This window comes from Adhaeretor mobilis, from assembly GCF_007741515.1.
GTDB lineage: Bacteria > Planctomycetota > Planctomycetia > Pirellulales > Lacipirellulaceae > Adhaeretor > Adhaeretor mobilis.
Map to the genome: position 1 here is coordinate 2,634,609 of NZ_CP036263.1, position 20,635 is coordinate 2,655,243.

The following is a 20,635-nucleotide window of genomic DNA, read 5'->3' on the forward strand; positions in this document are numbered from 1 at the left end:
TCTCACAAGTCTATTCGTCTTCGTTGACCTTCGTGAAGGATTTAACAGGCTTGCGAATGAGAATGTCTTTGCTTTCCTGTTCAGTCAGCACGTAGGCGAAGTAGGGCTTTTCAAGTTGCAGGCAACGCGCGGCGCGGTGATTGCCGTCGATCAGGACATGGGCATGTATATCATCGCCATCGTCAGCCTTTGCAAACACGTGTGCGATGATGCCCGGTTTCGTCGGATCGACGTGCGTAACATGCACATCGTCAATCCAGCTGTTTTTCACGCTAAGACGTACGCTTTCGTCCTCGACCTCTGTCGGCTCGCGCCCATCCTGGACCAGTTCCATCGCCCGCTGGACGTCGAAGATATAGTTCTTGCCCCAGTATTTGTAGGTTGCCCCGCCTCTTTCTTTGCGACGACAACACTTGGGTAGTTTGTCTTTTTTTTTCGTCTTCTTCTTAGAAGTAGATTCTGTCGTCTTCGACATTGCCTGAGCCTCAGTAGGAAAAGTCTTAAATCAAAAACAATCAAAAAACCAGCACAGGGATCACATGGATCCCTGTGCCGGGTGCTGTTAAGCAAACGGTAGCATTGATGGACTTAGACTAAGCCTGAGCTTAGTGTTTGCCACCTCTGCCACCTCTGCCGCCACGCCGACCGCCAGAGCCACCGCTCTTACCGCCGGAGCCGCCACTCTTGCCACCGCTTCCGCCGCTCTTACCGCCGGAGCCACCACTCTTTCCGCCGCTACCGCCGCTCTTACCGCCGGAGCCGCCACTCTTGCCACCGCTACCGCCGCTCTTACCGCCGGAGCCGCCACTCTTGCCACCGCTTCCGCCGCTCTTACCGCCGGAGCCACCACTCTTTCCGCCGCTACCGCCGCTCTTACCGCCGGAGCCGCCACCGCTACCGCCGCTCTTACCGCCGGAGCCGCCACTCTTGCCACCGCTACCGCCGCTCTTACCGCCGGAGCCACCACTCTTGCCACCGCTACCGCCGCTCTTGCCGCCGGAGCCACCACTCTTGCCACCGCTTCCGCCGCTCTTACCGCCGGAGCCGCCACTCTTTCCGCCGCTACCGCCGCTCTTACCGCCGGAGCCGCCACTCTTGCCACCGCTACCGCCGCTCTTGCCGCCGGAGCCACCACTCTTGCCACCGCTACCGCCGCTCTTACCGCCGGAGCCGCTCTTGCCACCGGAGCCGCTCTTGCCACCGGAGCCGCCGCTACCGCTGCCGCCTTTGCCGCCACTACCACTGCCGCCTTTGCCACCACTGCCGCTACCGCCGCCTTGGTGTCCACCCCATTTACTTGGAGCGATTCGCTCTTCCAAGCGAGTGATTTTGAATCTTCCCATTGCAGTTACTCCTGTGTTGAAGGACCCCTGTTTCCACTACATTGCGGAAACCTCCCAGGGTGCCATTCTCCGCACTCCCAAACGCCACAACAAGGAGATTGTGCGGAAATAGTCTATATTACCTACGCTTTGCAAAGCATCCAAAGATTGATTCGATTGACCGATCCTATTTTTCGTGTCGTATGGATTAGTCTTGAGCCCAAGGCTACGAGTGGGCAATCGTTATCTACCTTCCACCAAACGATTTAAGGCGACCTGCGGGTAGTTCACTTTCGATATTCCGCTCTCAGTCCCGCGGCATTCTGCGAGCCACTTGTACGGTAGGAACAAGGCAAGAGGTTTCAGTAACCGAATCGCTCGGAGCTGCCGCTTGCCTACTGTGAAGCTAGATGTGCGGGAAACACTCGGTTGCTGCATTTGGTGGCCTTGCACCTTGAGCACGAGCCAAAACCCTGTTGAGTTTCGGGACGGGGCAATCATCAGCCCTGGCAATTCGCCGGGAGTTCTATCCTTGGGGAGCTCAACAACTCTAGGTAGCGACTCGGTGTACCAATGGGAGATCAACGACGCACTTGGTGCAGCTGGCGAAAGTCTTGGCTGGGATCTATTGCAAGTAGCGGGCGATCTAGTCTTCGAGTCGACCGAGCAAGAGCCGTTTCATTTGAACGTGATTAGTCTGGATGACAATGGAGATGAGGGTGCAATCGAAAACTTCGACCCGACCCAAAATTACGAGTGGCTCATCGCATCGGCAGCTTCGATATCGGGTTTCGATCCCACTGCTACTCGGATAGATACCACAAAATTCTCGGCGGAGAGTTCACTTCCCTATCAAGAGAGGCTATCCCTGCGAGTTGAAGGTGGAGACTTGATTCTGGTCTACCAAGTACCGGAGCCCTCTTCCTGGTTTCTGATCGGCATAGGGCTGAGCGGGTGGATATTTCGCCGCAAATACAACTGCGAATAGCAAGGTTGTATCAACCACAAATTGGGGAAACCCACGTAGTGGCCAGTGATACATTCTGCTTGGCGATCGCCTCACACAGAAAACAGTAGAAAAAGCGGACGGAGAGGGATTTGAACCCCCGGTACTCTTGCGAGCACGCCGGTTTTCAAAACCGGTGCGTTAAACCAGACTCCGCCATCCGTCCGACGAATGTGACCAAGAAGTGTGATCTGATGAACGACTCTACGTTTGTAGGGCGTGAGTGTCAATTGCTTAGCTAATAGTATCTTCCAAGCGAGCTTCTGCGTTGACGTTTGCCGCCGCCGGCGTTAATAATGGCGAATTGCGAAATCATCGCCCACCCTTCACAGAGTCTATGGAGTCCCCGATGCCAGGTAGCGAACGCCAACGAGAATTACGCCGTCGCCGCAAACGCCGCGAGCAGTTGGATAAGATGAAAGCCAAGCTTCCTAAGGCGACCGCCAGTGAGAAGATCGAAATCACTCGCAAGCTCCGCGAAATGACCCCCGGTGCCGATACGCTCATCGAGAGTTGGGAATTGGCTGAAACTGAGCGGTAAGACGCAGGGGCCGCGCAGCGGACCCTACGCGGCTTTGAAGGTGAATTCTGTGCCGTTGTGATCGACTACTACGGTCGCGCCTTCGGGGAATTCGCCTCGTAGGAGTTCCGTGGCCAGTGGGTTCTGGATTGCTTGCTGGATGACGCGTTTCACTGGGCGAGCACCATAGGCGGGGTCGTAACCATCGGCGGCGATCTGGGTTCTTGCTGCATCGGTCACCTCTAGGGCTAAGCCACGAGCGGCGAGCAGTTTTTCCAAGTTGGCGAGTTGCAGGTCCACAATCTTCGCGACTTGTTCGCGCTTCAATGGCTCGAACACAATCGTTTCGTCGATGCGATTGAGGAACTCCGGTAAGAATCGCTCTTTCAGGGATTCTTGCAGCGACTCGCGAAGTTCTTCTTCACTACCACCTTCGGTGGCGATCTGCTGAATCAGCTGGCTGCCCACGTTCGAAGTCATCACGATGATCGTGTTCGTGAAGTTCACCGTGTGCCCGTGGTTGTCGGTCAGACGACCATCGTCAAGCACTTGCAGCAGGATGTTGAACACATCGCGATGGGCCTTCTCGATCTCGTCGAGCAAGATCACCGCGTAAGGCCGACGGCGCACCGCTTCGGTCAGCTTGCCACCTTCCTCGTAGCCCACGTAGCCGGGAGGCGCACCGATCAGGCGGCTTACAGTGTGCTTTTCCATGAACTCGCTCATGTCGATGCGCACCATGGCGTTCTCGTCGTCGAACATGGTCTCCGCGAGTGCCTTGCACAGCTCGGTCTTGCCGACGCCGGTTGGACCACAGAATAGGAACGAGCCAATCGGTCGCTGCGGGTCTTGCAGTCCGCTACGACTGCGGCGCACGGCGTTCGCCACGGCTTCGACGGCTTCATTCTGGCCTACAACCCGCTGATGCAGACGCTCTTCGAGCACTAGCAGTTTCGCGCGCTCAGTCTCGACCATTCGAGAAACCGGCACGCCGGTCCAGGCGCTGACGACCTCCGCAATTTCATCGGGGCCAACTTCCTGGCGAAGCAAGCGCTTCTTGTCCTCGTCTTCTGTGGGATCCTCGGCCTGACGTTCTTCCTGTCCCTCAAGCTGCGTCTGCAGTTGCTTGCGGCGCGAATCGAGATCGTACAGCGATTGGTACAACTCTTCGCCGATCATCTCGCCGAGTGACTGTTTTTCCTTGAGCGTCGCGGCCAGCTGCTCGTATTCATGCTCGACTTGCTGCAACTGCTCGCGCACCTGATGCACGTCGCCCATGCCGAGCTTCTCGCTCTCCCACTGCTCGCGCAGGTCGGCCAATTCGCGTTTCAGCTCCGCCATTTCCTCTTCGATATCGGTGAGCCGCTGTTGTGCATGCTCCTCGGTTTCCTCAGCCAATTGACGAGCGGCTAATTCGAGCTGCATGAGCCGACGTTGGACTTGGTCGATTTCTTCGGGAACGCTTTCGAGTTCCATAGCCAGGCGACTAGTCGCTTCGTCCATCAAGTCGATTGCTTTGTCAGGCAAGAAGCGGTCAGCGATGTAACGGTCTGAAAGCTCAGCTGCTGCGACGAGCGCACTGTCCTTAATCTTCACGCCTTTGTGATGCGCTTCGTAGCGACCTTTGAGCCCCCGCAGAATGGCGATGGTATCTTCGACCGTAGGCTCGCCCACGAAAACGGGTTGGAAGCGCCGCTCGAGGGCTGCGTCCTTTTCAATGTACTTGCGATACTCGTCCAGTGTCGTAGCGCCGATGCAGCGTAGCTCGCCACGCGCAAGGGCCGGCTTTAAGAGATTTGCCGCGTCGTTGCCACCTTCGGCGGCGCCCGCGCCGACTACGGTGTGCAGTTCGTCGATGAACAGGATGACTTGGCCTTGGGAATCCTCGACCTCGCGCAGGACCGCTTTCAAGCGATCTTCGAACTCGCCGCGGAACTTCGCCCCAGCGATCAGTGCACCCATGTCGAGCGTGACGACCCGCTTGTTTTTCAAGCTCTGTGGCACGTCGCTGTGAACAATTCGCAGCGCAAGCCCCTCGGCAATGGCTGTCTTTCCTACGCCCGGGTCGCCGATGAGCACTGGGTTGTTCTTGCGCCTTCGGGAAAGCACCTGAATAACGCGACGGATTTCCTGGTCACGACCAATCACCGGGTCCAGCTTGCCTTGCTCGGCCCGCTCCACGAGATCGATGCCGTACTTTTCGAGCGCCTGGAATTTGTCTTCAGGGTTTTGGTCAGTCACGCGAGCACTACCTCGCACCTTTTGCATCGCGGCGAGCAGGTCAGCCTCGGTAACTGCGTTGAGTTTAAGCGTGTCTTGCGTCTTCGATTTCGTCGTGGTGAGTGCCAGGAGCAGGTGCTCGGTCGAGACGAACTCATCCTGCATCGTCTCAGCAGTCTTCTGAGCCGCTTCGAGCACCTTATTCAAATCGCTGGACAGTCCGGGTGGAGAACCGCCGCTGGCTTTGGGTAAGTGTTTTAGCTCTGCATCGACCATAGAGCGTAGTTGCGACTGGTTGATGCCCGTCGCCTCTAGCAATGGTCGCACAACGCCTTCGCCCTCATCCAACAACCCGGCCAGAAGGTGCAGCGGCTCAATCTGGGGATTCCCCGCCTCAGCGGCGCGTTCTTGCGAGCGTTGCACCGCCTCTTGGGCTTTTTGGGTCAATTTTTCGAATCGGAATGGCATAGTAATTCTGTGGGCAGTAGGCAGGGCGCGGTTGGCAGTGAATTTCCTGAGCCGAGGAGCGTTAGCTCTCGGGTAGAATTGGTAGGAGTTAAGACAGCAGGAGGCAAAGAACTGGCGTTTACCGTGCTAACAGGAGGACTTCTGCACCAATCTTGCTCGCCCAATGCGTCATGATCCGAGCCTTTTTGAATGGCACTTCAATCTCGACAGGGCAGCTCAGTGGTTCTTTCCCCAGGAACTGTACTATGAACTCAGCGCCCTGAGTGTTGTCAGGCAGTGATCCAATTCGCAGTTTCGTATTCGTGAACTCGGAGCTGTCTAGCAGTGTTGCATAGAGTTCGCTTAGATACTCTGGCTTAGCGTTCTCGATCACTTCGTCCGGGATAAATACAGAGACAATATTACAACAAATCAATTCGAACTGGCCTAGTAACGCATCCGCTTCGCTGAGGCCATGCTGCAGTACGAAAGGGCTAGCGTTCCCCAAGTTCTCTTTGGCAATCCAATGTGATCCTTGGCAGATACGCTCCACAGCCCGCTGGGCTCGCTCTGACTCAGCATCGTTGCATTCGAGGACGACTAGCGAAAACTCAGCGATATCTGAGGGGGCTAACTTGTTAGGAGGTTCCTTGCTGAGCAGAGATTTCGTTTCCGTGTCGAGCCAAGAACTCATAGTTTTCCCCTTATCTCAGCTACTCGATCCTCACCACGCTGAGAATTGTCACCATGCGATCCGCGATGCTCGGCTTGTAGAAATATCGTAGCGGAGGCGCTTCGTACATCCACAGGTTGCCACCGAGGTTGGCTGACTGCGTAAACGGATCGTCGGCTAACTGGCTCTCGACGTGATCCGAGGCTGCTGAGACGGCATCACGATCAGTGGCATCCATCCATAGGGATGCCAAGTCATCGGTTGCTTCATCCAGGCTGACCACGGTGAAGTTCTTCATGTACCGTATTTGGCTTTCAATTCCTGAACGACTTCTGAAAACAATCGAGTCGATCCGGTAGAAGCCATCCGACGACGTGCCTCGGCGATGATCTCATCCTCTTCTTTTTCACCATCTGAGGCAGCCTTGGCAAAGCGCGCAAACCTAACCATGATCTTTCCATCGTCATCAGCGATGGCGATCTCTTCGGTTTTTTTCGTCGCCTCAGCAATCAGCTTCATCTGATCGCTGTTCAAGTTAATTTGAACCATAGCAGTCTCTCCATTGGGGAAGCGTATGCCACTATTCTAAGGGCTGAGGCCGATATCTCCAAATATCGCCACTAGCTCTTCACCTCAAACTCCGCATCAATCGCGTCGTCGTCGGACGTGTCGGAGCTAGCCGTTTCGTCGGGTGATGGGGCACCCTCCGCCTCGGCCGTGTCGCCGGTGTTCTTGTACAACGCTTCGCTCATAGCGTGGCTGGCTTGTTCCAGTTCGCTGATGGCCGTTTTGATGGCGGCCGGGTCTTCGCCCTTGGCGGCTTCGCGGACTTTGCCGATCGCCGCTTCCAGGGCGGTCTTGTCGTCGTCCTTGAGGTTGTCACCTTGCTCTTTGATCAGCTTTTCAAGCTGGTAAGCACGGCTTTCGCCTTCGTTGCGGGCTTCGACAAGTTCGCGTTTCTTCTTGTCTTCCTCGGCATGGGCAGCGCCATCCTCTTGCATGGCTTTGATCTCTTCCTCGCTGAGGCCAGAAGATTGCTCGATCTTGACGGTTTGCTCCGTGCCAGTGCCAAGATCCTTGGCCGAGACATTGAGGATACCGTTTGCATCGACATCGAACTTCACCTCGATCTGCGGCACGCCACGTGGTGCTGGTGGGATACCCTCCAGGTTGAACTGGCCGAGGAGCCGGTTGTCCGCGCACATTTCGCGTTCGCCTTGGAACACACGTACTGTGACAGCCGTTTGGTTGTCGTCGGCCGTGCTGAAGACTTGCTTCCGCTCGGTTGGGATCGTGGTGTTCTTCTCGACCAGCTTGGTCATAACACCGCCGAGGGTTTCAATGCCCAGCGACAGCGGGGAAACGTCCAGTAGTAGGATGTCCTGCACTTCGCCCGAAAGTACGCCGCCCTGAATCGCAGCACCGATGGCCACCACTTCGTCCGGATTGACGCCCTTGTGGGGATCTTTGCCGAAGACATCCTTCACTAGCTCCTGCACGGCAGGAATGCGTGTGGAACCACCCACGAGAACGACTTCGTCGATCTCCTTAGGGTCCATCTTCGCGTCTTTGAGGGCCTGGATCACAGGGCCGCGGGTACGCTCAACTAAGTCATCCACCAATTTCTCGAATTGAATGCGAGAAATGTTCATCTGCAAATGCTTCGGCCCACTGGCGTCGGCAGTGATGAACGGTAGGTTCAGGTCAGTCGACTGAGCGGAGCTAAGCTCCTTTTTGGCCTTCTCGCAGGCTTCCTGCAAACGCTGTAGCGCCATCTGGTCGGAACGCAGGTCAATGCCTTGCTCCTTCTTGAACTCGTCGGCCACGTAGTTGATGAGCGCTTCGTCGAAGTCGTCGCCACCGAGGTGCGTATCGCCATTGGTACTGATGACACGGAACACGCCATCAGCAACTTCTAAAATCGACACGTCGAACGTACCGCCACCGAGGTCGAACACGCAGATTTGTTCCTGCGTTTTCTTGTCGAGACCGTAAGCGAGCGAAGCAGCGGTGGGCTCGTTGATGATGCGAGCCACTTCGAGGCCGGCGATCTGGCCAGCGTCTTTGGTGGCTTGGCGCTGAGCGTCGTTAAAGTAGGCGGGCACGGTAATGACCGCCTTGTTCACTTTGTGGCCCAGGTAGGCTTCGGCCGATTCTTTGAGCTTACGCAGCGTCTTTGCGGAAATTTCTGACGGCGTGTATTCCTTGTCATCGACGCCGACCTTCACGTAATCCTCAGGTCCTCCCACGACTTTGTACGGGACCATCTTTTCTTCGGAGGCGACCTCGTTGTGACGGCGGCCCATGAATCGCTTTACGGAGTAAACCGTGCGGGCCGGGTTGGTGACAGCCTGACGGCGGGCCGGTTCGCCTACGAGAACTTCGTCCTTATCGGTGAACGCAACAACGCTCGGGGTGAGGCGATTGCCCTCAGGGTTAGGGATGACCTTCGCTTCTTTGCCTTCCATCACGGCAACCACACTGTTGGTGGTTCCGAGGTCGATACCAATGATTTTTTCGCCAGCGGCCATAATTCTCTCCAAGGTTTGCCCGCCGGGTGGGTTCTAGGTGTGGCGGGGAGTGATGTTTCGTGTATTAAGTGGAAAGCCCATTGTTCCGAGTGCTGATGCTTCACGGTTCGCGGGGCAGGTGTTTTTGGTGTCTTAAGGTAGAAAGCAAAGTGCGTGCCGAGTTCTACCCTTGCAGGTGAAAATTCCTAAGTCATTTGCTTGTAATGACTTAGGGGATTTGGTGGGTGGCGTAATTGAGCGTCGGATTGGCATATCGCTGTCAGATTGGCAGTATGGAGGTCTGTCGTGACTTGTCGCTCAGGAGTCTAGTCCGCCAAATTGACAGTTCGTCGGTGGAGTGCCCATTTCGTCGCGTTAGCTTGCTCCGCGATCAGTCACCAGCGCGGAGCAAGCTCACGCGGCGAAATAGGGGTGACCACGAGGGGGACGTTTATGAGGGTTCACCTCGCGGAAGAAACGCATCGTTTATTCACACATGCCCTTGGTGACATTCCGATTGCGAGCATACTGAGATCATGCCCAAGAAGAAATCATCGTCTATTGAACGCGTCCCAACGCCCAAGCATCTGGCGAAGCTCGATCGCGAGATCCTTGCGCTGCTGAATGAGCGTGTGGAAAAAGCCATCGCGCGGAAGGCTGCGAAGCCCGAAGAAAGCGATACGCTGAAGGATGCCCGCGAAGCCATTGAGACGCTCGTCGCCGAAAGCAAGGGCCCGCTGGGTGGTGAAGCAGTGCAGGCCGTGTTTCGAGAGCTTTATAGCGGGCAGCGAGCGGCAGCGCAGAAAACTCGCGTGGCATTCTTGGGACCTGATTTCACATTTAGCCACTTAGCGGCGATCAAACACTTCGGGCAAAGCGTTGAGTTTGTGCCGGTGAGTTCCATTGCAGCGGTGTTTGAATCCGTCGAAAGGGGAACTGCCGAGTACGGGCTGGTGCCGTTGGAGAATTCGACCGACGGCCGCGTGACCGATGCGCTGGATGGTCTGTCTAAGAGTACCGCAAAGATCTGCGGCGAAGTGCCGTTGCCGATTCGCCATTGCCTATTGGGTATTGGCGCGCGTGGCGACATTCGACGGGTATGCAGCAAGCCGCAGGCGCTCTCGCAGTGCCGGAATTGGCTGAGTAAGCACCTGCCCGAGGCCGAGGTCACTCCTGTGGCCAGCACCGCTGAAGCAGCCAGGATGGCCGGCGCGGATCGCACCATCGCAGCGGTAGCTAGTGCCGAGGCAGCGGCAGTTCACGAGTTGAAAGTGATCGCCCGCAGTATTCAAGATCAAGCGGACAACGTGACCCGCTTCGCAGTGATTGGTGTTTCGCCCGGCGAAAAAACGGGTAACGACAAAACGGCCCTCGTGTTCGAGGCCCCACACGAGCCGGGTGCCCTGGCTGACGTGATGGCGATTTTCAAGAAGCAGCGGCTGAACCTCACCTGGATCGAGTCCTTCCCGATCCCTGGGGCGCGGGGTCGCTACCTGTTCTTCCTGGAGTTCCAAGGCCACCCCAGCGAACTCCGTCCACGTCGTGCGTTGGCATCCCTGGAGAAAAAGTCCCTAAGACTGACCGTACTGGGCTCCTATGCACAGGCGGAGCTGATCGATTAGACTGGTAGATTCGAGTTTATTCGGCAGGATCATCCAGTTAGGGTGGGCTATCCATGAGCATCAAGCAAGCTTTGGCCATGGTCGTTGGTTGCTTTGCTATTGGCGTTACCGCTGGTGGTGGCATTGGCTGGGTTGTCGGTAAACTCTCACCCGAGTTAGCCTTTGCGTTGCTGCCGCTCCTGGATGATACTGCCGACGGTTTGGCTGTTTGCACGAGCCTGGGGCTGATCAACGGGGCATGGGCAGGCATTGCAGTTGGTATCGCAGTAACTGCAGTCGTCGCATGGTTCGAGAGCCGAAAACTGAAACACTGACCGTCGATTCAAACCAAAAACTCACGCATTAGATCACAACCATAAATCATGATTATTATCCTCAATGAATCCGCCAACGACGAGCAAGTCGACCACGTGGTCGCGAAAGTCGCCGAACTGGGCCTCGACACGACGGTCAGCAAGGGAAGCTTTCGAACCGTGATCGGCGTGATCGGCGACGAGTCGTTGATTCAACCAGATCAGCTGGAAGCAATCCCCGGAGTAGCACAAGTGGTCCCCGTCATGCCTGCCTACAAATTGGCGAGTCGTGAAGCGCATCCGAAGGCTTCGACGATTGAAGTTGGTTCAGGGAAGGTTAGCCCGGTGAAAATCGGCGGCGGTTATCTGGCAATGATTGCTGGTCCGTGTGCTGTGGAATCTGCAGAGCGCATGGACGCGATTGCTTCTTCGATTCGCGATTCAGGTGCGAATATTCTCCGCGGAGGTGCTTTCAAGCCGCGTACGAGCCCTTATTCCTTCCAAGGTCTGGCCGAAGAAGGGCTGGAAATCCTTCGAGACACGGGCGATCGCTACGGCATGCCAGTGGTGACTGAAGTGGTCGATCCTCGCCTGGTGGATCTCGTTTGTCAGTACACCGATATGATCCAGCTCGGTGCTCGCAACATGCAGAACTTCGTGCTGCTTACTGAAGTGGGCAAGACGGATAAGCCCGTGCTGCTCAAGCGAGGCATGAGCGCTACGATCAAAGACTTGCTCATGAGTGCCGAGTACATCATGGCCCAGGGCAATTCCAACGTGGTGCTATGCGAACGAGGCATCAAGAGCTTCGATCCAGCGACACGCAATCTGTTCGACATAGCGGCGGTTCCTCAGATTCAAGAGCTTTCGCACCTGCCAATCATCGTCGATCCAAGCCATGCCACAGGCCGCCCAGAGCTGATCCCGCCGTGTGCTCTCGCAGGAGTAGCTGCCGGTGCCGATGGCGTGCACATCGAAGTCCACAACAAACCCGAAGATGCTATGTCCGACGGCCCTCAAGCTTTGCTGCCTGAGCAGTACGCTGAAGTCATGGTGCAAATCAGGAAAGTGGCCGAGGTCATGGGGAAGCAAATCAGTAAACCCGCCGCGGCCACCGTTTAGCCGACCATGGGGAATCAGGAACACGATTGGCGCAAATCGGTGTTCCTGACTCACTTGAAACACATTGAAATAACAGTCTAGGAATTAAGGAACTGAATTCATGCGACGCCCACTGATTGCCGGTAATTGGAAGATGAACACTGACCGATCGAGCGGAACCGACCTCGCGTCGGCGATTGCTGGTCGCGCTGGCGACGCAGGTGATGTAGATCTGCTGGTGTGCCCACCAAGCGTTTATCTGGCGAGCGTCAAAGAGTCGCTCGGCTCGGCGGAGGTAGCCCTTGGCGGGCAGAACATGTACCACGAGGCGAGCGGTGCATTCACCGGCGAGACCTCGGCAGACATGCTCAAGGATGTGGGCTGCAAGTACGTAATTCTCGGCCACAGCGAACGACGCCACGTGATGGGCGAGAGCGATTCCGACGTTAATAAGAAGACTCTCGCCGCCCTCGACGCAGGCTTAATTCCCGTGGTTTGCGTTGGGGAATTGCTTGAAGAACGCGAAGCCGGCAACACAGCCGCTGTGATCAAGGCCCAGTTTGAAGGCTCACTCGCCGGGCTTACCGCTGATCAAATGGCCAAGACGGTCGTCGCCTACGAGCCAGTCTGGGCGATTGGCACCGGCAAAGTGGCTTCCCCTGAACAAGCCGAAGAAGTGCATGCTGACCTTCGCAGTCTGATAGCAGATAGCTACAATGCGGAAACTGCCGAGCAGGTACGTATCCTTTACGGCGGTAGCGTGAAGCCAGGCAATGCGGCCGAACTACTTGGCCAAGATAACATAGACGGCGCCCTAATCGGTGGAGCGAGCCTCAAAGCAGACGACTTCCTAGCCATTGCTGCGGCCGGCGCGGCTACGGTGAACGCCTGACACTACGAGAGATTCGCCTAACCGGCGAGCTACGTCTCACGCGGCGCGCCAGGCGAGGCATTGCTCGCCGACTTTTGTTCCCTAACAAGTCAAACCAGAAACAACTTAATCGCAAACGAGCGACGGAGCCCATTGTGACTACTCTTGCAACATCCTGCCTATTGGCCTTGAGTATGAAGCCCGTGTACGGCTTGCTACTTTCGGTCACAGCAATCTTCATGATCCTACTCGTGCTGGTCCAACGTGGACGCGGTGGCGGACTTGCCGGAGCACTCGGCGGTGCCGGCGGTTCTAGCGCTTTTGGAGCCAAGGCGGGCGACGTGTTTACACGCATCACAATTGGCGCTGCGGCATTCTGGATCGTATTGTGCATTGCAGCTGCTAAGTGGGGCGGCGAAGGCGAAAGCCTCGTCGGGGACTTCGGAGCGAAGAGCGCCGCGGAATCTCCAGCCCAGCCTGGGCTCAGTGCCACGGAAGACGACGAGGAGGCCGAAGCTCCTGCCGAGACCGAAGCCGGTGACGGCGAAGGGGGTTCCGACACGGAGCCTGATACTGACGCATCTGATTCTGAGTAGGCCTCTGCAAGATTCGGCCAAGGCCTCCCATGACGCTACTTAGTATGACCGGTTTTGGCGAAGCTCGCACCGAGCAAGCCGACCACGCAGTGAATATCGAACTGCGCACGATTAACAGTCGGCACTTCAAGCTTAGCCTGCGTTCGACCGACGGCTACGGCTCGCTCGATGCGCGTATCGAAGCAATTCTACGCGAATCAATTCGCCGAGGCACGGTTCATGCGAACCTGAAAATAAGACACCTAAGTTCGCTGGATGATTTCCGCATCAATGCACAGATGCTGGAACGTTATGTCGACGAGCTTCAAAAGATAGCCGCCAAACGCGATCTCTGCGAGGAACTACGACTGGAGCCCCTGGCATCATTGCCCGGAGTCGTCGAGCAACTCTCCACCGAAGCCAGCGAACCCGAAGACGTGTGGCCGGTCGTCAAGGCAGTTGTTACTGAGGCGCTGGAAAAGCTCACCAAGATGCGTGCCGAAGAAGGTGAAGCCCTAGCTGCTGACCTTACTGAACAATGCCAGACGGTGGCCAAGTCGCTGGACATAATTGCCCAGCGTACCGAAGTGGTTGTCGATCATTATCGTCAGCGACTGCTCGAACGCGTCGGTGGCGCCCTCTCGGAACTGCAGGTCACGCTCGAACCGGCCGACCTCACACGAGAGGTTTGTCTGTTCGCGGAGCGCTCGGATATTTCCGAAGAGGTGGTCCGCCTGCGCAGTCACTTGCAACAGTTCGAAAAGACGATGCAGCTACCGGAAAGCTCTGGTCGCAAGCTGGAATTCATCTGCCAAGAAATGGGACGCGAAACAAATACCATTGGTTCCAAAGCAAACGACGCGGAAATCTCGGCCCAGGTCGTGGAGATCAAGACCGCCCTGGAGCGGATTCGTGAGCAGATACAGAACGTCGAGTGAGTTAGCCTGTAGGTAGTGAGGCTTTAGGCTTTAGGGCTCGTTTTCCGACGGCATCCTAGTACCTAACCGAATCCCCCAATCCCGAGCACTATGTCCCCTCCCCGCCACGGAAAACTGGTTGTCCTCTCAGGCCCCTCGGGTGTGGGCAAGTCGACCGTGGTAAAACAGGTGCTGGCGGAGTGTGGCCCAGGGCTCAAGCTCAGCGTCTCGGCCACAACGCGTCCGCCTCGCCCGGGCGAAGTCGATGGCGTTGACTACCACTTCCTCAGCGATCAGGAGTTTGCCCGGCGGCGTGAGGCTGACGAATTCCTCGAAAGCGTCGAAGTTTTCGGCCGGGGGCACTGGTACGGGACCCTTTGGAGCGAGGTCAGGTCTAGTCTGGCAGGCGGTAAATGGGTTATCCTGGAGATCGACGTCGATGGAGCCGAGGACGTGGTTCGGGACTTTCCCGCCGCGATCACCCTTTTCATCCGTCCCGATAGCCTGGAGGAATTGGAAAAGCGGCTCCGCTCTCGCGGTACCGAGAGTGAGGAAGCGATCGGACGGCGGCTAGCCGTGGCGAGGCATGAATTAGCCCTGGCAGATCGCTATCAATACAATGTTGTTAACGACACAGTCGATCAGACAGTCCAAGAAATTTGCGAGATACTCCGCAGCAACGAATTCGAGAAAATAGGCACATAGAATGATTGATGCACTCAAAGAAGAAGAAATCGTGAACAAAGTAGGCGGTCGGTTCAAGCTCTCTACCTTGATTCAAAAACGTCTTGCCGCCATCAACGCTGGCGCGCGTCCTCTGGTGAATTTCCAAACTGACGACAAAATGGAAATCGTCGTGCAGGAAATTCTCCAAGACAAAATCTTCCTCGATACTTCCAACGAAGTGAAAGTGGTTGCCGACGGACCCGAGTCGGGCGGCCCACCAGAGCTCGATCTCTCGGCTCTGTAGCCACAACTTCTAAGGCCTGCCGATGAAGGCTGAAATGGTCGTTGGTGTCTCTGGGGGAATTGCCGCCTACAAGTCTGCTGCGCTCGTGAGTCAACTCGTGCAGGAGGACATCGGCGTCACAGTTGTCATGACCAAAGCCGCCAAGCACTTCGTTGGCGAGGCGACCTTTGCCGCGCTGTCCGGCAGACCCGTTGCCAGCGATTCCTTCGAGCCCTCGGCGTACCCCTTAGGCGCGCACATTGAACTCGCTCGCAAAGCCGACTTGCTGTGCGTTGCCCCGGCTACTGCCAACTACCTAGCCCAAGCCGCCAGCGGCTTAGCTGACGACTTGCTGAGTACGCTAACTCTGTGCTTTACCGGCCCAGTTCTCGTCGCCCCTGCTATGAACAACGAGATGTGGACCAAACCCAGTGTGCAGCGCAACGTGGAACAACTACTAGCGGACGGAGTTCACACGATTGGCCCCGGCGAAGGTTGGCTCAGCTGCCGTGTACAGGGCGCAGGCCGAATGGCCGAGCCTGCGGAAATCGCTCAGGAAATCCACCGGCTGCTCGACGCCATCGACGACTGACGGTTTTTACAGCCGAAACAGAAGATCAACTGCTGGGCATAAACCATGGTGCTTGCTTCTCACGGTTGCCTTCAACTCCGCTGCCAAGATCGGACGCTAACGCGTTGCGGCTGATGTTTGAGGAACACAACGAGCTATGGCCAGAATTCTAATCACCTCCGGACCAACCAGACAATACATCGACCCGGTTCGCTATCTCACCAATGCGTCGAGCGGGCGCATGGGCGCCGCACTCGCAGCGGCTTGCTTGCGACTTGGGCACGAGGCCGTGGTAGTCAGCGGTCCCGTTGAGGTTGAATATCCTTCAGCAGCACGCGTCATCCCCGTGATATCGACAGAAGAAATGTTGGTTGCCGCGCAGGATGCATTTGAGAAGTGCGATGGGCTGATCGGCGCTGCCGCGCCGTGCGACTATAGGCCTCAGCAGGTGAACCCCAGCAAGATCGCTAAAACGGGCGAGCCGCTTTTGTTGGAACTCTACGAGACCGACGATGTCGTAGCGACTTTGGCAGCGAAGAAAGGCAAACGCTGGGTAGTCGGATTCGCTTTGGAAACTGAAGACCACCGTTTGCGCGCATTGGCAAAGCTGGAACGCAAACGCTGTGATCTAATGGTTTCCAACGGGGTCGAGGCAATGCACGCTCTCGACAACCAAGTCGAAATCCTTGACCCGGTGGGCGAGGTCATCCAGCATGCGAGCGGTCCCAAAGAGTCCGTTGCCGAAGAAATCCTTCAGATTATTCAGCAACGGCTCATTAAGGTTAATTAGAATCGACGCCCGCCGGACCGGCCTGAGCTCAACTGGCCCGCTTAGTAGCTGGCGGCACGTCCGCGGAGCTTCTTGAAGAATCGCAGAATCGGGCCACGCGGCGTTTCGTGGGCCTCATCCCGAGAGATTTCTTTGCTGAGTTCCTCGGCGGCGGTTTGCCAGTCGTCTTGGCCATCGCCCTCAGGGCAGCCGCGCGACTCCCAAATCTTGTAGGCCCGCTGGGCGATTTGGTCGTTCGTGACTTGGGTCTTCGGTTTTGCGATACTCATGGCAGAGCTCCTCTATTCCTTGGCTATATGGTCGGTGTCCGTACGCATCAATTCCTGCTGCCGCCACGCTCATTGTATCGCTGATCGCCTCAGGGCTGCAAGATGACGCTCGTAGCGGCTATGTGAGACCAACGAACCAGGTGGCTGGTAATTGCGTCTTGCAAGCTAGCTTCAGCCAGTGGTAAGCCGTCATCACGTACCCTATAATCTTCAACTCTCGGCAGCCTTCTCGACGGCTGCTGAGAGGCATCCCCTTCGCCCGTAATGCACTTCGTTCCGCTAACGGATAAATCTATGATCCGAGTCGCCGTCCTTGGTGCTACCGGCTATGCAGCCAGGGAATTAATCGCGCTGCTTCTGCGCCATCCGGAGGTACAAATCACCGCCCTGACCACTCGTCAGGAGGACCAGCCTCACCTGGGCGATGTGCATCCGACCTTGCGTGGTCGCCTCGATATGCAACTACAGAACCTCACCACGGCAGAAGTCGCCCACAGTGCCGACTGCATATTTTGCTGCCTGCCACACGCTGCCAGCGCCGCCGTCGTGAGCGAACTGCTGGCTGCCGACTGCCGCGTCGTTGACTTCAGTGCCGACTATCGCTTGAACGACGCCGATGTCTATAGCCAGTGGTACGGCGTTACCCATCCCGATGCCGACCGCCTTGGCAAAGTTCCTTATGGCCTGCCAGAGTTGTATCGCGAGCAACTTCAGGGAGCTAGACTCGTAGCGAACCCTGGATGCTATCCTACGGCCGCCATCTTGGCGTTAGCGCCACTGTTGAAGTCGGGCGCGATTTCGCCTGAGGGAATCGTGATCGATGCGAAGAGCGGCGTTAGCGGGGCAGGGCGGTCTGCCAAAGCCCATTTGCATTTCCCGGAAGCCAACGAGAACCTACTCCCCTACGGCGTCGGCACACACCGTCACACTCCGGAGATCGACCAAGTCCTCAGCAACTATGCCGGCGTGACGACCGATGTCGTGTTCACCCCGCACCTCGTTCCGATGGACCGCGGAGAGCTAATCACCGCCTACGCCAATCCGGGAGCTACCAACTCCGGGAATGATGGTCTTCAAACGGAAGAACTGCTAGCCATCCTCAGGCAGCACTACGCTGACGAGCAGTTCATTCGCGTCATCGAAGGCATCCCCGGAACGAAGAGCGTTGCCGGCACTAACTACTGTGATATCACCGTCCGTCGTGTCCGCGGTAAGGTGATCGTCATTAGTGCGATCGATAACCTGATCAAGGGAGCGTCCGGGGCGGCGGTGCAGAATTTCAATTTGATGTATGGATTTGAGGAAAGTGCAGGCCTCTAGTCTCTCGCAAAGGCGCGAAGACGCCAAGAACAAACGTAAGGTATTCACGAATAGAACCGACATTATTTGCGCCTTAGCGCCATTGCGAGAGACCACCAAACTATGCCAGACCGACTCCCACAAGGCTTCACTGCTGCCGGCGTTTACACGGGCGTAAAGCGAAATCCTAATAAGAAGGACCTTTCGCTGCTCGTGTCTGATCGACCCGCGGTGGGTGTCGGGGTTTACACCAAGAACGTCGTATTCGGTGCGCCGGTTCAGCTCAATCGCGAGCGAACCCCCAGCGAATCGATTCGAGCAGTCGTCGTGAACTCTGGCGTCGCCAACGCCTGCACAGGCGAGCAGGGCTACCAAGACGCTCTGATGATGGCTGAGAAAACCGCTGCCGCTTGTGTCGCTGTTGGTCAAGATTTTGCGGGGCCCGACGTACTGGTCATGTCCACCGGCATCATTGGGGAAATGCTCCCCATGGAGAAGATCGCCAAAGGCATCGACGAAGCGTCCAAAATTCTCGCTTCCGACGAACAATCGCTCATCGATGCCGCTCGTGGCATGATGACCACCGACACGACGCACAAGATTCGCAGCCGCAGTTTCGAGATCGACGGCACCACCATCCAAGTTACTGGCATGGCGAAGGGTGCTGCGATGATTGGTCCTAACATGGCAACCATGCTAGGCGTCATCATGACGGACGCGGCGATTAGGGTTGAAGATGCCAACGCAGGTCTCAAGGATGCCGTCAACGAATCGTTCAACTGTATCAGCGTTGAAGGGCACATGAGTACCAGCGACACCGTGCTGTTGTTGGCCAACGGAGCAGCTGGTGGCCCGGTGCTGGAAGGGAAGGCCCTAGCGATGTTCCAGGCGACGCTAGTGGAAGTTTGCGAAGACCTCGCCCAGAGTATCCCCGCCGATGGCGAGGGCGCGTCGCACTTGATTACCGTGGAAGTCCACGGCGCTGCCACGCGAGAAGATGCCGTCAAAATAGCCCGAACCATCGCCGACAGCCCGCTAGTGAAAACAGCCGTCGCCGGTGCGGACCCCAACTGGGGACGAATCGTCTCTGCCGCCGGCTATGCCGGTGTGGAGTTCGATCCCTCGAAGGTGTGCCTGCATGTGAATAGCTCGCTCCTCTACGAACGTGGCGTCCCCGTGGAGTTCAACGCAGAGGAAATCAGCGCTGCGATTCGAGAAAACCGCGATACGCATCTGGTTCTACTTCTCGATGAGGGCCACGCGTCCGCACGCTTCTGGACGTCCGACCTCACTGCTGAATATGTACGCCTCAATGCCGATTACCATACATAAGATCAGTTGCAGCGCGTTAGCGTCCGGTTTATGCAGCAGTGAAAGGCTAGAACCGTGGGCCAACGTCCGGTGGCAGATGTTGCCGCTCGTCTCTCGATCCTAGACTCTCCATAATGACTAACACCTTCAGGCGAATTCAACGCGGCTGCCTGATGATTGCGGTGGTGTTTCTGTGTTCGGTCATGGGGCATCATCAGCTGACCGGCAGGCCGATACTGGAAGGTGCCTACTGGACGGTTATCACCGTAGCGGGCGTTGGCTACTCGCAAAACATCGATCCTGCCACAACGCCCGCGCGCCAACTGCTTTCGATTGCGGTCATCTTAGTAGGCATGGTTTCGGTCGCCTACACGCTGGGCGTTTTGTTGCAGGCGGTGATCGAAGGTCAACTTGAACACGCAATGGGAGCTCGTCGGATGATTCGACAAATTGAAAAACTGAAAGATCATGTCATCATCTGCGGCTTCGGACGCACGGGGCAAAATTTGGGAGCCCGGCTGAAGCGGCAGCAAATGCCGTTCGTGGTGATCGAGTCCAACGAGGAAGCCATCGCCGACGCCATGAACAACGAGTTCATCGTGCTGGAAGGGGACGCCACCGATGAGGAAGTGCTGCGGCAAGCAGGTATCGAACGTGCCAAAACGATCGTGATCGCGCTGCACAACGACGCGGAGAATGTGTTCCTAACGCTTACCGCCCGCAACATGAACGCAGCCCTCCGCATCATCGCCCGCGGGGAGTTGATTGCCACCGAGCGCAAGCTCCGCCAAGCCGGTGCCAACGAAGTGGTGTTGCCAGCGGTGATAGGCGCTCATCGCATGGCCGATATGATCGTGCGTCCCCATGCGGCCGACCTGTTGCAACGCGTCGGCGACCTGAACAGTAGCATGGAGGCGATCATGGCGGAGATATTCATCGCCGAGGGAAGCCCTCTAGCGGGGAAGACCATCCGAGAAGCAGGCAGCGATGTGCAAGATCGGCTACTCATCGTGTCCGTACGCCGTATCAACGGGGAAGAGGTCTTCAACCCACCCGCCGACTACGAATTCAGCGACGGCGACTGCCTAATAGCCATGGGCGAGCCAGAGCATATTAAGAATTTCCGGGAGAAGTTCCAGGTGGGGTGAGGGTGTCGGTTAGTTCGCTACAGCAATTGTTCAGTCGAATCTTCGAGGAATCCATGACTTTCAAACCAAGCAAGAGTACCTGATTACTGAAGATAAGATTGGATTCGTGATGTCCAAAAAGTATGCAGATGACGATGTGACCCGATCACCATATCAACGCAAGAGTGTTTGGTCACTGAGAAAGAAACAAGCTCTGATAGATAGCCTTTTTCGTCGTTGTT

At 56.7% G+C, this 20,635-nt stretch carries 23 protein-coding genes and 1 tRNA gene; 15 read left to right on the forward strand and 9 right to left on the reverse strand.

All coding sequences use genetic code 11. The features are described 5' to 3' along the window. Window positions 1-10: 10 nt before the first annotated feature. The gene (locus tag HG15A2_RS10355) at window positions 11-475 is read right to left on the reverse strand and encodes a hypothetical protein (protein ID WP_145060159.1); all 465 of its coding nucleotides are present in this window, start codon (window positions 473-475) and stop codon (window positions 11-13) included. A 130-nt stretch (window positions 476-605) separates the two neighbouring features. Then, a complete protein-coding gene (locus tag HG15A2_RS23925) occupies window positions 606-1,343 on the reverse strand; it encodes a hypothetical protein (protein ID WP_218932472.1) in 738 nt (245 codons plus the stop codon). 433 nt (window positions 1,344-1,776) lie between these two features. On the opposite strand from HG15A2_RS23925, the gene HG15A2_RS10365 reads away from it, so the two are divergent. Next, on the forward strand, window positions 1,777-2,310 hold the full coding sequence (locus HG15A2_RS10365) for a PEP-CTERM sorting domain-containing protein (protein ID WP_218932473.1): 534 nt from the start codon (window positions 1,777-1,779) through the stop codon (window positions 2,308-2,310). Window positions 2,311-2,405: 95 nt separating this feature from the next. Here the strand turns inward: HG15A2_RS10365 and HG15A2_RS10370 are convergent. Next, window positions 2,406-2,494, reverse strand: a tRNA-Ser gene (locus HG15A2_RS10370). Between the two features lie 102 nt (window positions 2,495-2,596). Between HG15A2_RS10370 and HG15A2_RS10375 the strand changes: the two genes are divergently transcribed. Further along, window positions 2,597-2,869, forward strand: coding sequence for a DUF6800 family protein (locus tag HG15A2_RS10375; protein WP_145060163.1), 273 nt, complete (start codon window positions 2,597-2,599; stop codon window positions 2,867-2,869). A 24-nt stretch (window positions 2,870-2,893) separates the two neighbouring features. On the opposite strand, the gene clpB is transcribed toward HG15A2_RS10375, so the two are convergent. The 5 genes from clpB to dnaK all read right to left on the reverse strand — a co-directional run bounded on the left by clpB (window position 2,894) and on the right by dnaK (window position 8,719). Beyond that, window positions 2,894-5,536: an ATP-dependent chaperone ClpB gene (gene clpB / locus HG15A2_RS10380; protein ID WP_145060165.1), complete on the reverse strand. Its 2,643-nt coding sequence runs from the start codon at window positions 5,534-5,536 to the stop codon at window positions 2,894-2,896. A gap of 118 nt (window positions 5,537-5,654) precedes the next feature. After that, complete coding sequence (locus tag HG15A2_RS10385; protein ID WP_145060166.1) at window positions 5,655-6,209, reverse strand: hypothetical protein; 555 nt, start codon at window positions 6,207-6,209, stop codon at window positions 5,655-5,657. Window positions 6,210-6,228: 19 nt separating this feature from the next. Continuing rightward, a complete protein-coding gene (locus HG15A2_RS10390; protein ID WP_145060168.1) occupies window positions 6,229-6,486 on the reverse strand; it encodes a hypothetical protein in 258 nt (85 codons plus the stop codon). After that, entirely contained in the window at window positions 6,483-6,737 is a 255-nt protein-coding gene (locus tag HG15A2_RS10395) for a hypothetical protein (protein WP_145060170.1), read from the reverse strand. Before HG15A2_RS10395 ends, HG15A2_RS10390 begins: the two co-directional genes overlap by 4 nt. 71 nt (window positions 6,738-6,808) lie before the next feature. Then, on the reverse strand, window positions 6,809-8,719 hold the full coding sequence (dnaK, locus tag HG15A2_RS10400; RefSeq protein ID WP_145060172.1) for a molecular chaperone DnaK: 1,911 nt from the start codon (window positions 8,717-8,719) through the stop codon (window positions 6,809-6,811). Between the two features lie 515 nt (window positions 8,720-9,234). Here dnaK and pheA point away from each other — a divergent pair. From pheA to HG15A2_RS10450, 10 genes are all read left to right on the forward strand, one after another. Beyond that, window positions 9,235-10,320, forward strand: coding sequence for a prephenate dehydratase (gene pheA / locus HG15A2_RS10405; RefSeq protein ID WP_145060173.1), 1,086 nt, complete (start codon window positions 9,235-9,237; stop codon window positions 10,318-10,320). Window positions 10,321-10,373: 53 nt separating this feature from the next. Next, window positions 10,374-10,634: a hypothetical protein gene (locus tag HG15A2_RS10410; RefSeq protein ID WP_145060174.1), complete on the forward strand. Its 261-nt coding sequence runs from the start codon at window positions 10,374-10,376 to the stop codon at window positions 10,632-10,634. A 48-nt stretch (window positions 10,635-10,682) separates the two neighbouring features. Further along, window positions 10,683-11,735 carry a 3-deoxy-7-phosphoheptulonate synthase gene (gene aroF, locus HG15A2_RS10415; protein ID WP_145060176.1) on the forward strand — a complete coding sequence of 351 codons (1,053 nt, stop codon included), beginning with the start codon at window positions 10,683-10,685 and terminating at the stop codon, window positions 11,733-11,735. Window positions 11,736-11,835: 100 nt separating this feature from the next. After that, window positions 11,836-12,606 (forward strand): triose-phosphate isomerase, encoded by a 771-nt coding sequence (gene tpiA / locus HG15A2_RS10420; protein ID WP_145060177.1) that lies wholly within the window; start codon window positions 11,836-11,838, stop codon window positions 12,604-12,606. Window positions 12,607-12,740: 134 nt separating this feature from the next. Beyond that, window positions 12,741-13,181, forward strand: coding sequence for a preprotein translocase subunit SecG (gene secG, locus HG15A2_RS10425; RefSeq protein ID WP_246117933.1), 441 nt, complete (start codon window positions 12,741-12,743; stop codon window positions 13,179-13,181). Between the two features lie 29 nt (window positions 13,182-13,210). Beyond that, window positions 13,211-14,098, forward strand: a complete 888-nt coding sequence (locus tag HG15A2_RS10430) for a YicC/YloC family endoribonuclease (RefSeq protein WP_145060179.1) — start codon at window positions 13,211-13,213, stop codon at window positions 14,096-14,098. Window positions 14,099-14,188: 90 nt separating this feature from the next. Next, complete coding sequence (gene gmk, locus HG15A2_RS10435) at window positions 14,189-14,782, forward strand: guanylate kinase (protein ID WP_145060180.1); 594 nt, start codon at window positions 14,189-14,191, stop codon at window positions 14,780-14,782. 1 nt (window position 14,783) lies between these two features. Further along, complete coding sequence (locus HG15A2_RS10440; protein ID WP_145060182.1) at window positions 14,784-15,047, forward strand: DNA-directed RNA polymerase subunit omega; 264 nt, start codon at window positions 14,784-14,786, stop codon at window positions 15,045-15,047. A gap of 22 nt (window positions 15,048-15,069) precedes the next feature. Then, a complete protein-coding gene (locus HG15A2_RS10445; RefSeq protein WP_145060183.1) occupies window positions 15,070-15,618 on the forward strand; it encodes a flavoprotein in 549 nt (182 codons plus the stop codon). Window positions 15,619-15,754: 136 nt separating this feature from the next. After that, a complete protein-coding gene (locus HG15A2_RS10450) occupies window positions 15,755-16,387 on the forward strand; it encodes a phosphopantothenoylcysteine decarboxylase domain-containing protein (RefSeq protein WP_145060185.1) in 633 nt (210 codons plus the stop codon). Window positions 16,388-16,428: 41 nt separating this feature from the next. On the opposite strand, the gene HG15A2_RS10455 is transcribed toward HG15A2_RS10450, so the two are convergent. Next, on the reverse strand, window positions 16,429-16,656 hold the full coding sequence (locus HG15A2_RS10455) for a DUF2934 domain-containing protein (protein ID WP_145060186.1): 228 nt from the start codon (window positions 16,654-16,656) through the stop codon (window positions 16,429-16,431). A gap of 294 nt (window positions 16,657-16,950) precedes the next feature. Between HG15A2_RS10455 and argC the strand changes: the two genes are divergently transcribed. From argC to HG15A2_RS10470, 3 genes are all read left to right on the forward strand, one after another. Then, the gene (gene argC, locus HG15A2_RS10460) at window positions 16,951-17,976 is read left to right on the forward strand and encodes an N-acetyl-gamma-glutamyl-phosphate reductase (protein ID WP_145060188.1); all 1,026 of its coding nucleotides are present in this window, start codon (window positions 16,951-16,953) and stop codon (window positions 17,974-17,976) included. A gap of 102 nt (window positions 17,977-18,078) precedes the next feature. Further along, on the forward strand, window positions 18,079-19,287 hold the full coding sequence (gene argJ, locus HG15A2_RS10465) for a bifunctional glutamate N-acetyltransferase/amino-acid acetyltransferase ArgJ (RefSeq protein ID WP_218932474.1): 1,209 nt from the start codon (window positions 18,079-18,081) through the stop codon (window positions 19,285-19,287). Between the two features lie 113 nt (window positions 19,288-19,400). Then, a complete protein-coding gene (locus tag HG15A2_RS10470) occupies window positions 19,401-20,414 on the forward strand; it encodes a potassium channel family protein (RefSeq protein ID WP_145060189.1) in 1,014 nt (337 codons plus the stop codon). Window positions 20,415-20,635 lie beyond the last annotated feature (221 nt).

Excerpts from the sequence above, each read along its gene's own strand:
- gmk (WP_145060180.1), top strand. The coding sequence starts at position 14,189 with ATGTCCCCTCCCCGCCACGGAAAACTGGTTGTCCTCTCAGGCCCCTCG.
- argC (WP_145060188.1), top strand. The coding sequence starts at position 16,951 with ATGATCCGAGTCGCCGTCCTTGGTGCTACCGGCTATGCAGCCAGGGAA.
- HG15A2_RS10445 (WP_145060183.1), top strand. The coding sequence starts at position 15,070 with ATGAAGGCTGAAATGGTCGTTGGTGTCTCTGGGGGAATTGCCGCCTAC.
- HG15A2_RS10395 (WP_145060170.1), bottom strand. The coding sequence starts at position 6,737 with ATGGTTCAAATTAACTTGAACAGCGATCAGATGAAGCTGATTGCTGAG.
- HG15A2_RS10440 (WP_145060182.1), top strand. The coding sequence starts at position 14,784 with ATGATTGATGCACTCAAAGAAGAAGAAATCGTGAACAAAGTAGGCGGT.
- HG15A2_RS10450 (WP_145060185.1), top strand. The coding sequence starts at position 15,755 with ATGGCCAGAATTCTAATCACCTCCGGACCAACCAGACAATACATCGAC.
- tpiA (WP_145060177.1), top strand. The coding sequence starts at position 11,836 with ATGCGACGCCCACTGATTGCCGGTAATTGGAAGATGAACACTGACCGA.
- HG15A2_RS10355 (WP_145060159.1), bottom strand. The coding sequence starts at position 475 with ATGTCGAAGACGACAGAATCTACTTCTAAGAAGAAGACGAAAAAAAAA.
- HG15A2_RS10470 (WP_145060189.1), top strand. The coding sequence starts at position 19,401 with ATGACTAACACCTTCAGGCGAATTCAACGCGGCTGCCTGATGATTGCG.
- HG15A2_RS10390 (WP_145060168.1), bottom strand. The coding sequence starts at position 6,486 with ATGAAGAACTTCACCGTGGTCAGCCTGGATGAAGCAACCGATGACTTG.
- aroF (WP_145060176.1), top strand. The coding sequence starts at position 10,683 with ATGATTATTATCCTCAATGAATCCGCCAACGACGAGCAAGTCGACCAC.
- HG15A2_RS10430 (WP_145060179.1), top strand. The coding sequence starts at position 13,211 with ATGACGCTACTTAGTATGACCGGTTTTGGCGAAGCTCGCACCGAGCAA.
- HG15A2_RS10410 (WP_145060174.1), top strand. The coding sequence starts at position 10,374 with ATGAGCATCAAGCAAGCTTTGGCCATGGTCGTTGGTTGCTTTGCTATT.
- dnaK (WP_145060172.1), bottom strand. The coding sequence starts at position 8,719 with ATGGCCGCTGGCGAAAAAATCATTGGTATCGACCTCGGAACCACCAAC.
- HG15A2_RS10455 (WP_145060186.1), bottom strand. The coding sequence starts at position 16,656 with ATGAGTATCGCAAAACCGAAGACCCAAGTCACGAACGACCAAATCGCC.
- pheA (WP_145060173.1), top strand. The coding sequence starts at position 9,235 with ATGCCCAAGAAGAAATCATCGTCTATTGAACGCGTCCCAACGCCCAAG.
- argJ (WP_218932474.1), top strand. The coding sequence starts at position 18,079 with ATGCCAGACCGACTCCCACAAGGCTTCACTGCTGCCGGCGTTTACACG.
- clpB (WP_145060165.1), bottom strand. The coding sequence starts at position 5,536 with ATGCCATTCCGATTCGAAAAATTGACCCAAAAAGCCCAAGAGGCGGTG.
- HG15A2_RS10385 (WP_145060166.1), bottom strand. The coding sequence starts at position 6,209 with ATGAGTTCTTGGCTCGACACGGAAACGAAATCTCTGCTCAGCAAGGAA.
- HG15A2_RS23925 (WP_218932472.1), bottom strand. The coding sequence starts at position 1,343 with ATGGGAAGATTCAAAATCACTCGCTTGGAAGAGCGAATCGCTCCAAGT.